The organism is Chitinophaga sp. RCC_12, from assembly GCF_041360695.1.
Classification (GTDB): domain Bacteria; phylum Bacteroidota; class Bacteroidia; order Chitinophagales; family Chitinophagaceae; genus Chitinophaga.
The window spans coordinates 1077701-1090120 of the sequence record NZ_JBFUPS010000001.1; the positions used below are offsets into that span (position 1 = coordinate 1077701).

The window sequence follows — 12420 nt, forward strand, 5'->3', positions numbered from 1 at the left end:
TTAGAAAGTAAAGTTCAAACCAATGTTTACCAGCTTATTCTGCGGATATTGCAACCCGTTTTCATCTGCTATTTCCGGTTCAATTCCAAGATCTTTTACATTATCGAGGGAGAAGAGATTGTAGGTATTTACGTATACCCTTACCTTCTTAAACCTGATCCTGTCCAGTATTTGCTGAGGAATAGAATAGCCAATTTCCATTGTTCTCAAGCGCAGGTAACGCACATTATGCAGCCAGAAAGTAGATGCCTTATTATAGTTACTATGACCACCCTTGTTGAATCGCAGCGGGGGATTTTTACCGGGAATCCATTTGCTGTTCAGGTCAAAAGGATCTTCACGGTGCCAGCGATCATCGTAGAACTGTTTGAGCAGGTTGCCCCCATTCTGATAGGGCCATCTCATTTCCCAGTTCTGATTGTAGGAATACATGGAACCACCGGAGAAGTCGGCTGCAAAATCAAAACCATTCCATCTTACGCCGAAGTTTAAACCAAAGTTAACGGTAGGGTTACCTGTTGTTTGATAGCCGATAGGCCTTTCATCCAGGTTATTGATCACGTTATCACCGTTCATATCCTTGTAGATGATGTCTCCCGGTAACAAAGTTTTATTGCCTTGTCCGTCCACATTCACCGGGTACTTATTGATTTCATCCTGCGACTGGAACTGGCCGATGGCTTCATATCCCCAATAGATACCATTCCAACGGTCTTCAATGGAATTCCGGTAATGATCCCAAGAGTTGCCCCATATCGGCTTGTAGGTTTCGAGCAGCCTGCTCCTGGAATAAGACACATTGCCTCCAATCATAAAGCTCACTTTACCGGCCTGGCCGTTATAGGCAGCAGAAAATTCGCCGCCCCGCTGTGAATCGCTGTTCACGTTTTCATCCGGCAGGTTGTAGCCAATTTCACTTGGCACCAGTACATCGTACTTGCGGCCACGTAACCCGGAACGTTTACGGTTGAAGAAATCGAGCGAGCCGGATATTTTCCCGTTCCACAACTGGTAATCCAGCCCTACGTCAGCAATTTTACTGGTAAACCAGGAGAGACGGTCGTTTGGAACGCCTTTGTCGCGGGAGCCCCTGATAATGGTGCCATCCAGGATTACAGTAGACGTGCCGTACGTATAGCCGGGTAGGTAGTCGTAGGCGCCGATACCGATATCATCGTCACCCAGTTCTCCATAGGAAGCCCTTAATTTTAATTCTGTGAGAATAGAATTTCCACCCAGCAGGTTTTTAACAAAAGGCTCCTCTGTTAACCTCCATCCTCCGGAGATAGATGGAAAGAAGCCCCATCTTTTATCTGGCGTAAATTTCCAGGAGCCATCGTAACGGCCGGCTACTTCCAGGAAATATTTGTCACTGAAACTATAGTTTAAACGGCCGATATAACCCACACGGGCTTCTGTCCAGTCGTTGTCGTTATAAGTATCCATATCGGAAAACTGGATCAGCGGCAGCAGGTTGCTTTTAGGCACCGCATGTACCCATACATCCAACTCGCGGCGTTTGATGCGTTCAGACACCAATGTAGCGCCGATGGTATGTTTACCAAAAGTGTTGTTATAGTTGATCTGGCCCTGCAATACGTTTTCCAGCACTTTATGCGTGCCGCGTTCCCTCCAGGGATTGGAGCTTCCGCCGGTACGCAGGTAAGTATCCGTAGCTTCCTGGTAGGTGTAGGTATCATACGTATATTCGTGACCGTTCATCAGCTTGTCAGCGAAATAGTAGGAATACATTCCTTTCAGTGTGAGCCCTTTGATAGGTGTTTCGTAAGTAGCGTTGAAGTTGGTTTGCAGCACGCGCCAGTCTTCCGTCCAATAGCCGGAGATGGCTTTTGATTGTACCGCCCAGTTCTCCGTGTTGTGGCCGATGTCATTTGGGTACAGCGGGTTGTCGTTGGCGTATGCTCTTTCTGTGGGCCTGTTACGGAACAGTGCAAAACGGGGCGCCCAATAGTCGTCGCCGCCGGGAACGCCGGGGTTATCGCGCTGCTCAATACGACCGTTGATCTGTACGCCTACTTTTACACGCTTCGCTACTTTGGCATCCACATTACTCTGGATATTGGTACGGTTAAAATCAAATTCTCTTCCCAGCACCGATTTCTGATCCAGGCGTGTGAGGGAAAGATAGTAGTTGATATTTTCAGAACCACCCGTAGCATTCACATTAATAGAATTCTGCGGGGCATTTTTCTTGATAATAAAGTCGTACCAGTCGAAACTCCTGTATCCCTTTTCTGTTCCCGCTTTCCACTTCTCCAGTTCCTCTCTGGTGATATCTGTATGCGGGTTTTCATCATTCATTTCGGCATCGGCTTTACCAAGCATCCACTCATAGGCATTTACCGTTTTGGGGAACCTCGACCAGTTCTGCCATCCCGTGTAGGCATCCACGTTAATGGTATTTCCCGCGCCCATTTTACCTCTTTTGGTGGTTACCACTACTACTCCGTTTGCGGCCCTTACGCCATAAATGGCGGCGGAAGCATCTTTGAGCACGGTGATGCTTTCAATGTCGTTGGGGGAAATATTGTTGAACTGGCCGGCATCTTTCTGAATACCGTCAATTACATACAGGGCATTTCCGAAGTTACGGATCTGGATGTTCGCGCCGGCGCCGGGTCTGCCATCAGGCATACGGAAAGACACGCCCGGTATTTTACCAGCCAGCGTGGCGCTCACGGTAGAAGCGTGTACTCTTTCCAGGTCTTTGCTGGTTACGCCGGAGATAGCGCCTGTCAGGGATTCTTTCTTTTGTGTACCATACCCTACCACTACCACTTCTCCCAATCCTTTGCTATCCGTTTCCAGTTGTACGTTTACTACTTTTTTGCCCGATAGCGGTACTTCCTGTTTTAGAAATCCCACATAGGAAAACACCAGTACGGCATTGTTTTCCGGAACGGAGAGCGAGTAATTTCCGGCGCCATCCGTAGCGGTTCCTTTATTGGTCCCTTTTATATTCACCGTTACTCCTACCAGTGGTATTCCTTTATCATCTGTTACCTTACCGGTAATCACCATGTCTGCGGGCGCAGCATGGGCCATCAGGCCGAGGGAAAGCAATAATACCGTGAATAGCCGGCAATAGCCGCCCGGTATCACCTTCCGGATTAAATTGCGGAAACGTAATCGTTTTTTCATAACAAGTTTTTGTGTGGTCTTATTAAATTATCAGTCTTACATACTGTCTTTTTGGTTGAAATATGCTACGCTATTGTTTATTTCACTACCGGGAATGCTACAATTCTCACTTTGGTGCAACCATAGGGCACCAGCGTAATACTGGTTTCTTTGTCGTTTACTTTACCTTTATAAATACCGTTCCGGTCTGTTACGGGTTGGGGCGCCACATCATCCACCAGTTTCCACTCAGGGAGTTGTTTACCTGTGGTGGTGATCGTTACCGGCGCATGTGCCAGGTTCCATACGAAAGTGTCTGTTACCGGTTTCACGGTGCTCACCTGCAGGTACTTTGCCGGCTCGCGGATGATCTTTTCAGGCAGGCCATAGTTCCATTCACCTTTAGGGTAAACACTGAAATAATCGCCTTCCACTTCATCATGTCCCTTCTCCCACTGCTCTTCTAACTTTAACGCATATACGAGCGGACCTCTTTCCACGGTGCGCGAATTACGGCCCCAGTTGGAAGTGCGTATTTGCATGGGCAGTTGCAGAACCAGCTGATCATCGTTGTTCCAGCTCCGGTTCAGGGTAATGATCTGGCCGCCTTTTTCGGAATGTAATTTCCGGCCGTTGAGCAGTATTGTTGCTTCATCACACCAGGCGGGGATACGCAGTTGGAGGGGAAAGGCAACTGGCTCCCGCATGTTCATCCGGAAACGGATCTGATCTTCAAACGGGTAGCCGGTTTCTTCGTGAATGGTAACAGGGGTATGATTCTTTCCTACTTCAGCAGTTACTTCATTGGGACTGTAAGTAAGCGCCGCGAGGCCGTTACCGGCAGCGCCATACCACAGGTGTGAGGCGAACTTCGTCCAGCCCTGGTGCATATTGGCCAGGCAACAAGTATAACCGCTGCGCATGCCCAGAACATTATTCATTTCCCGGTCGAACGGCAGGGAGAAATTGAATACGCCTCTTTTGATATTCACCTGGTTGGCTACCTGGAAATATTGTTTGTTGTTATAATCGTCGGTTGTTTGTGTAGGCAGTGCGTTAAAGGTCATGCGTTCCAATGCTTCCATATACAACGGATCACCGGTGATACCGATAATTTCCTCCAGGGAAAACATGGCTTCCACGATGGCGCACAGTTCAGTGCCCTGCGTAGGTGCGTTACCGTGAAGGTCTTCATCGGCGGAAAAGATGCCCATCGGCAAGCCGTGGAGGTTCATCAGGTCGGTAAAGCCGGTATGCAGGTCCTGCAGGTATTTTTTGTCGCCGGTGCGTTGGTAGTTCATCACGGGATCTTTCAGTCCCATGCCTACGTTTACACCGTGACGGCGCATCCAGTGCTGGTCGTTTTGCTGTGCAGCCGCATCTATTACCCAACTGCGGTTACCGAGCCAATTACTCCAGGTAAATGCCTGTGATTGCAGCAATGCAGCCAGCTCCAGCAGTTGTTTGTCTTTATTGATACTGTACAGCCATTGGGCTACCATTACGTTTTCAGCGCCACGGGAGGTGGCCCATTCTGTCCATTTGCCCAGCGGGCAGGATTTCAATACCTGCAACTGGTAGTGAAAATACCGTGTCATAAAAGGTAAAACACGGGGATCATTTGTGGCCGTATAATATTGTTGCAGTACTTTCAACATCACCATCTTTGGCCACCAGTCGTCGCCGTCGGCGGCATTACTAACGCCAATGGCTATATTCTTTTCCCGCTCGGTTTTGGTGAGCGGGCCAAAATAACCGGAAGGCCGCTGGTGATCGAGGGTCCAGTTGATATAGCGGAGCACTTTACTTTTCAGTTCTTTGTCGTTGAGCAACCAGGCCAGGGGCACTGCGCCATCCAGCCAGTAAGGTGTTTCCTCCCAGCCGTCGCCTTTTCCACCCAGCCAGCCGTTGTCGTTCTTCACTTTACCGTATACTTCATCGAGGTGGCCGCTGGTTCCGTTGCGCATGATCTGCAACTGGTGCAGCAGCCAGCCCTGTGGCTTTACTGCGCCGAGTGGAAGGGCCTGGTAAACGGGGGCCACAAAGGCATTGGTGTCAGCCCTGGCACCCGGCAGATGCGCTGCATCCGCCGGGATAAGACCAACAAAAAAAGCAGAAAGCATCAATAAGCCAAACAACTTTCGCTTTTCCATCATTATGGTTTTATAGTTACCAAGGCCGGGTTATACAATTTCTGATGAATCAGTTTCAGTTTGTCCAGTGGCATCTTCTGCACTTTCCGGTCGTAGGTCATCAGGCCGTTTGTTTCCACTTCCACATCGGTGGTTTGTGTGTATACGGCGGCCGACAGCCCTTGTTTGATCAGTGCTTCCAACCTATCGGTGAACCCGCTGTAGCGTTTAAAAAGATCTTCCTCGTTTTTAAAGCTCTGGTATCCCCAGTTATCTTTTTGCTGCCATACATGTCCGTTCACCGGCAATCCCAGTCCGCCGAATTCACCCAGCACGATGGCGCGTTTATCGCCATATATAGCCGGATCGGGCATTGCAGGCTCGGGGTAATTATGCAGGTCGATGATATGTCCTACCGGGTAAAAATTACCGCCGCTGGCAGTATTCACGAGGCGGGACGGATCTTTCTTCATGGTCCATTCTGCAATCTCCACTGTTTTAAATTGTCCCCATGCTTCGTTGAATGGCGTCCATACTACAATAGAAGGATAGTTATATAACTGATCAATGATGGTGTTCCATTCTTTACGGTAGTAGCTTTCTGATTCAGTTGAACGATGCTGATCGGTGCCGCGCCCGATAATACCGGGACGTGGCTCCCAGCCGTTTCCGAGATCGCCGCTCGGCATGTCCTGCCATACCAGCATACCCAGCTGATCACAGTAATAATACCAGCGTGCCGGTTCTACTTTAATATGTTTCCTGATCATATTAAAGCCCATTGCTTTGGTTTGTGCGATATCAAACTTCAGGGCTTCATCTGTAGGGGCGGTATATAATCCGTCGGGCCACCAGCCCTGATCCAGCGGGCCATATTGGAATACGAATTTATTGTTCAGCAGCATGCGTTCCACACCATTGGCATCTTTTCCAATGGAAGATTTACGCATGGCGAAATAGCTTTTCACTTCGTCTACTACCTTGGCTTTTCGTATAACCGTTAGGGTGAGGTTGTAGAGGAAAGGGGATTCCGGCGACCATAACTTTGGCGAAGCTATTTTCAATACCGCATTTTCGCCGTTGATGGTGCTTTCGGCTACTTTGGTACCACCATCAAATGCGGTTACTTTTATTACATCACCTGCCTTTAAGTTTTCCACATTAGCCGCTACCGTAAGTGTGCCCTGGTCGATATCGGGTGTTTGTTTAGTAGAAGCGATGTAGGTATCTGCTACGGCTTCCACCCATACTGTTTGCCAGATACCGGTTACCGGGGTATACCATATTCCTTCCGGACGCTTCACCTGCTTGCCTCGTGGCTGATCGCCATCGTCGGTGGGATCCCATACTTTTACTGCAATTTCCTGTTTACCTTTTTTTACTAATGACGTGATATCGAAGGTAAATGGATCAAAGCCGCCTTCGTGGCTACCGGCTTCTTTGCCATTAACGTATACGGTTGTACGCCAGTCGGACGCACCGAAGTGCAGCAATATCTTTTTACCCTGCATACCGGAAGGCAGCGTGAGTATGGTGTTATACCACAGGGTACTGTCTTTTCCCACAGTACGGCCCACACCGGAAAGTGCTGATTCCACAGCAAAGGGTACCAGTATTTTGCCGTCCCAGGTGGTGGGTTGACTTTCCTCTTTTGCTTTGATGGCATAATTCCACAATCCGTTCAGGTTTTTCCAGTTGCCGCGAACCAGCTGCGGGCGTGGATATTCCGGCAACGTAGCTGCCGGCGATACCTGTTCGCTCCAGGAAGTAGCGATCTTCCCTCCCACTATTTTCCAATCCTGTTGTTGTGCTATTGCTGTACTGCTGCCCAATCCAAGTGCCAGTGCAAAAAATAGGTACTTCTTTTTCATATATTTTCTTAAAGTGATTTTACTCTCCTGAAGGCTTAGTGACCCACGTATTTATTTTCACCGGTTCACCAAAAAATGGCGTGCCGTCTGTATTCCAGGTGATCTTTTGTATGCGGGGATTACGTTGGTTGCCACATCCCTGTCCGGCTTTTGAGTTGGCGTGATAAATGATCCAGTCTTCTTTTCCGTCCGGTGATTTAAAGAAACCGTTATGTCCTGGTGCGTAAGCGCCGTTTTCCGGCCTGCTTTGCAATACCGGCTCGGGCGATTTAGTCCAACTTGCCGGCAGCAGCGGATCGGCGCCCGGCTTTAATTTCATGATACCGAGTATATAATTTTCTGTCCAGCACCCGCAAGCGGAGAAGACCAGGAAGATTTCTCCTTTGGCATTCCGGAGAATTTCAGGACCTTCATTGATCCCGTTCTGTTCCCACGGGTATTGAGGCGCAGCTATTTCTACTTTTGAAGATGCCAGTGTCCAGGGATCTTTCATGCGGGCGATATACAGGCGTTGCACCACATCTTTTCCATTATGCCCGCTCCAGATAAAATAGTTATTGCCATTATGTTGTAAGAGCGTGCCATCAATAGCGAAGTGCTCCGGATGGGCGGGATCGGTGATCTGTCCTTTATCAGTCCAGCTGCCTGTGGTTGGATCGGCGGCCGTATTTTCCAGCACAAATGTGTGTTGCGGATGAATGCTATCGGACGATCCGGCGGTATAATACACATACCATTTCCCATTCAAACGGTGCAGTTCGGGCGCCCAGATGTCCCTTGCATTGGGTCCTTTCGCTGGTGGTGTCCATATAACTTTTTGAGTGGATTGCGCCAAAGCCGACATGCTTTTTGTTTTCCGCATCACCAGGTTATGACCTGTGGTATGCATATAATAATACATACCGTTGTGGCTTACCACCCAGGGATCGGGGCCGGAGGTCAGCAAAGGATTCTTGAACATACCGGTGGTATCTTCAGATGTGGCACGGCATATCCCGCTGATAAACAGTAAAAATACCAGTGAAAGTAGTTGGCTACTTTTCATAACATGGATTTAGAAGATGGCTTATTTAAGTGTATATTTCACGCTTAACACACTTCTCCAAAGAAAGACTATCCGCTGAATACTTGTTTGCCCATTTATCTCAATTTTTATCTCTTTTGTATCATTTTAGCTTTTGGCCGGACAGTGGTGGGTTTTAGCGGAAAAACCATTAGTTTTAAGCTTTCCACTAAACGAACACATGCCAAAAATCCGCTATTATATCCTGTTCCTGTTGCTGCAGCTAAGCGGGGCGCTACATAGCCAGTCGCCCGGTTTTGTACATTACCAGGTAGAGAACGGTTTGTCGCACAACGCCGTTATCTGCACGCTGCAGGACAAACAGGGATTTATGTGGTTTGGAACGATGTATGGCTTGAACCGGTTCGATGGTTACACCTTCCGGGTATTCAGGCGAACAGAGCAGCCGGGAAGTATTGGCGGCAACTATATCCTCTGCCTGTTCCAGGACGATGACGGCCTGTTATATGTTGGATCGGACAAAGGAGTATTTATATATAATCCGCGTAATGAACAGTTCCGCGAGCTGAGTAAAAAAACGGAGGGAGAAGTACGGTCCATCACAAAAGACAGGCAGGGAAATATCTGGATTATATCCGCAGGCCGCCTGTTCCGCTACCAGGCAGCTACCGACCGTTTGACAGAAGTCCCCGGCTTCCGGGATGCCTCCTCTGCTTGCCTGGATGGTGAAGGGCACCTCTGGTTTTGCTCTTCGGCGGGCAATATGGCGGTCTATCATTACGACAAAAACAATTTTACCACGTATTCCCTCTTTACACATTCTGCCAAACCCAATTCCTATGCTATCCAGAAAATTGTACCAATGGGCAGGGATACCATCTGGGCATGTACCGCGGGGCAGGGCTTAAAACTGTTTAATACACGGACACGCACCTACGAAGATTTCCTTTCCAGGGATACAACCGGTATTGAATTGTATGTGAGGGACATTATCCGCCGGAACGATGATGAATACTGGATTGCATCGGAATCCGGTATCTATATCTATAATATTAAAAGCGGTAAGATCATCAACCTGAAAAAAAGTTATGATGATCCTTATTCTGTTTCTGATAATGCCATTTATAATATTTGTAAAGATAAAGAAGGCGGTATATGGGTAGGTACTTACTTTGGCGGCACCAATTATTTTCCACAGCCTTATACGTACTTCGAAAAGTTATTTCCGAAAACAGGTTCTTCTTCTCTCAGTGGTAACGCAGTGAGAGAGATTCATCCCGATAAATATGGTCATTTGTGGATAGGTACCGAAGATGGTGGTCTGAATAAGTTCATCCCATCGGACGGCAGTTTTTCGGCCATCCGGCCTTTGGATAAACATGCACCTGGTTTATCGCATACCAATCTTCATGGTTTACTGGTTACCGGAGATTCCCTCTGGATAGGCACTTTCGAGCATGGCCTGGATGTCATGGATATCCCCAGCGGAAAATTTATCCGGCACTATGCACCGGGCGACGGGCCACATCAGCTGCACAGCGGTTTTATCTATAGCCTGCTGCGTACCAGCAACGATAATATACTGATATGTACTACCTGGGGACTTTATGAGTATAGCCGTTCCCGTGATGAATTTAATACCGTAAAAGAAGTACCTCATTATATCTTTTATACGGCTGCTTTTGAAGACAGGGAAGGCACTATCTGGCTAGGCACGGTGAGAGACGGATTATATTTCTATAACCGCCGCACGGGGAAGAAAGGGCTTTACCTGCATGATGCCCGTGACAGCACCAGTTTGAGCAACAACCGCGTGAACAGAATTTTTGAAGACAGTCATCATCGTTTATGGCTGGCCACAGATGATGGTCTTTGTTTGTATAACCAGCAGCGTAATAATTTTACGACCTACAGCACCCGGCATGGTTTCCTCAGTAATATGATGTTTTCTATCCTGGAAGACAAGAGCGACCGCCTCTGGGTAACTACTTCCAAAGGGCTGGCGTGTTTTACACCCGCCACTGAAAATGCGGTGGTATATACCAAGGCCAGTGGTTTATTAAATGATCAGTTTAATTATAATTCTGCTTATAAAGACAGTTGTGGCAATATGTATTTTGGCAGTGTGAAAGGATTGATCCGTTTCAACCCAGAGTCGTTTGTGCGTAACAGTTATCTGCCACCCGTATATATTACCGGCTTCCAGGTGTATAATAAAGAGGCACAGGTTGGGGACATCCTGAAACAATCTATTTTCCTGACGGATACGATTGTATTATCGCACGACCAGTCCTCTTTTAGCATCAACTTTGCGGCGCTGAGCTACACTTCCCCGGAGATGACGGCTTACACGTATAAAATGGAAGGGCTTGACCGTGACTGGACTTACCTGGAAACCAACCGGAAAGCCTTCTTTACCAAATTACCACCCGGTACTTACCGGTTTATGGTGAAGTCGGCCAGCAGCGGCGGCAGCTGGAGTATTACGCCGCGTGTGCTTACTATTATTATCCTCCCGCCCTTCTGGGCCAGTTATTGGGCATATGCCGCCTACATCGTCCTGTTATGCAGCCTGGCATATTTTATTATCGGGTGGTATCATCAGCGTGCGCAGCAAAAGCAAAAACGGCAGCTTGAATTGCTGGAGCATGAAAAAGAAAAAGAGTTATACCAGGCGAAAATTGAATTCTTCACACATCTTGCGCATGAGATCCGGACACCACTTACACTGATCAAGGGGCCGATGGAAAAGGTGATCCGCAAATCGGATGAAGTACCGCTGATCCAGAAAAACCTGCGCATCATGGAACGCAATACCGACCGGCTGCTGGAGTTAACCAATCAGTTGCTCGACTTCCGCAAAACAGAGATCAATGGTTTCAGCCTGAATTTTGTGCGTACTGATATTTCTGAACTGCTGAAAGAAAACCATCTGCGGTTTACGCCGGCAGCGGAGCAGCAGGATATCCGGTTTAAAATAGAGTTATCAAGCCTTCATTTTTTTGCTTATGTAGATGCGGAAGCTCTACATAAGATACTAGGCAACCTGATCAACAATGCTATCCGGTATGCCGCTACCAAAGCATCTATACACCTGCTACCAGTGAATGAAAACGATGCCACTTTTACTATCCTGGTAAAGAACGACGGATACATTATTCCTGCCGAAATGAAGGACAAAATATTTGAGCCATTCTTCCGCGCGAAGGCCACGGCCGATAAATCAGGCACGGGTATCGGGCTATCCCTTTCAAGATCATTAACGTTGCTGCACAAAGGTAGCCTCGAGTTGCTGCCGACCGATGGGACACTAAATGTTTTTTCACTTACTTTGCCTGTTCACCAGGAAATAGAATTTAACCTGAGCAAATGGAAAACAAGCCACTGATACTGTTGGTAGATGATAATGAAGAAATACTTTCTTTCATTGCAGACGACCTGGAAGATAAATATAAAGTCATCACTGCGCGAGACGGGCAGGCCGCCTTGCTATTATTGCAGGAGCAGCCCGTGCAGCTGGTGATCAGTGATGTGATGATGCCGGTAATGGATGGCTTTGAACTTTGCCGGATTATTAAGTCGGATTTTGTATCCAGTCATATTCCGGTGATCCTGCTTACGGCACGCAATACAATGCAGTCGAAAATAGAAGGGCTTGAACTCGGCGCCGATGCTTATATTGAAAAACCATTCTCACCTGAATTCCTGCAGGCGCAAATTGCGAGCCTGCTCACCAACCGTCATAAAATAAAATCCTATTATGCCAGTACTCCGCTGGTACATCTGCGCAGCATGGCCTATACCAGCGCCGACGAACAATTTCTGGAAAAGCTGAATGACCTGATCAACCAGCATCTCAATAACATTGACCTCGATGTGGAACAGCTGGCGGATTTTATGAACATGAGCCGCCCCACTTTCTATCGTAAAATAAAAGCGATATCCGATCTTACGCCTCATGAGCTGATCAATATTGCGCGTTTGAAAAAAGCAGCGTCGTTATTATCCACCGGATCATACAAAGTGAATGAAGTCGCGGAGCTTTGCGGCTTTGCTTCCCTGACTAATTTTGGAAAGAATTTTCAGAAACAGTTCGGAATACTACCGTCGAGATATGTAGCGCAGATACAGGCGGAGAAGGAGCGATAGCCAAACTTAATCTTGCTTCCCCGCTGAAAAAATAATATATTAGCAATATTCAAAGGTCCGGAAACTGGCATCTGACACATATGTGCGCTGATTTCTCAGCGCC

The 12420-nt window shown here is 47.7% G+C and carries 6 protein-coding genes; 2 read left to right on the forward strand and 4 right to left on the reverse strand.

The genetic code is table 11. The annotated features are described in order from the left end of the window. From AB6805_RS04220 to AB6805_RS04235, 4 genes are all read right to left on the reverse strand, one after another. On the reverse strand, positions 1-3162 hold the full coding sequence (locus AB6805_RS04220; protein WP_370908207.1) for a SusC/RagA family TonB-linked outer membrane protein: 3162 nt from the start codon (positions 3160-3162) through the stop codon (positions 1-3). A 77-nt stretch (positions 3163-3239) separates the two neighbouring features. After that, positions 3240-5294, reverse strand: coding sequence for a beta-L-arabinofuranosidase domain-containing protein (locus tag AB6805_RS04225; RefSeq protein ID WP_370908208.1), 2055 nt, complete (start codon positions 5292-5294; stop codon positions 3240-3242). A gap of 2 nt (positions 5295-5296) precedes the next feature. Further along, on the reverse strand, positions 5297-7144 hold the full coding sequence (locus AB6805_RS04230) for a glycoside hydrolase family 2 protein (RefSeq protein WP_370908209.1): 1848 nt from the start codon (positions 7142-7144) through the stop codon (positions 5297-5299). A gap of 19 nt (positions 7145-7163) precedes the next feature. Beyond that, the gene (locus AB6805_RS04235) at positions 7164-8189 is read right to left on the reverse strand and encodes a family 43 glycosylhydrolase (RefSeq protein WP_370908210.1); all 1026 of its coding nucleotides are present in this window, start codon (positions 8187-8189) and stop codon (positions 7164-7166) included. Between the two features lie 199 nt (positions 8190-8388). Between AB6805_RS04235 and AB6805_RS04240 the strand changes: the two genes are divergently transcribed. Continuing rightward, on the forward strand, positions 8389-11556 hold the full coding sequence (locus tag AB6805_RS04240) for a two-component regulator propeller domain-containing protein (protein WP_370908211.1): 3168 nt from the start codon (positions 8389-8391) through the stop codon (positions 11554-11556). Next, complete coding sequence (locus tag AB6805_RS04245) at positions 11538-12317, forward strand: response regulator (RefSeq protein ID WP_370908212.1); 780 nt, start codon at positions 11538-11540, stop codon at positions 12315-12317. The genes AB6805_RS04240 and AB6805_RS04245 overlap by 19 nt, the downstream gene beginning before the upstream one ends. Positions 12318-12420: the final 103 nt, after the last annotated feature.

Bases quoted from the DNA above. Each gene is read 5' to 3' on its own strand.
- AB6805_RS04220 (WP_370908207.1), bottom strand. From the start codon at position 3,162: ATGAAAAAACGATTACGTTTCCGCAATTTAATCCGGAAGGTGATACCG.
- AB6805_RS04225 (WP_370908208.1), bottom strand. From the start codon at position 5,294: ATGGAAAAGCGAAAGTTGTTTGGCTTATTGATGCTTTCTGCTTTTTTT.
- AB6805_RS04230 (WP_370908209.1), bottom strand. From the start codon at position 7,144: ATGAAAAAGAAGTACCTATTTTTTGCACTGGCACTTGGATTGGGCAGC.
- AB6805_RS04235 (WP_370908210.1), bottom strand. From the start codon at position 8,189: ATGAAAAGTAGCCAACTACTTTCACTGGTATTTTTACTGTTTATCAGC.
- AB6805_RS04240 (WP_370908211.1), top strand. From the start codon at position 8,389: ATGCCAAAAATCCGCTATTATATCCTGTTCCTGTTGCTGCAGCTAAGC.
- AB6805_RS04245 (WP_370908212.1), top strand. From the start codon at position 11,538: ATGGAAAACAAGCCACTGATACTGTTGGTAGATGATAATGAAGAAATA.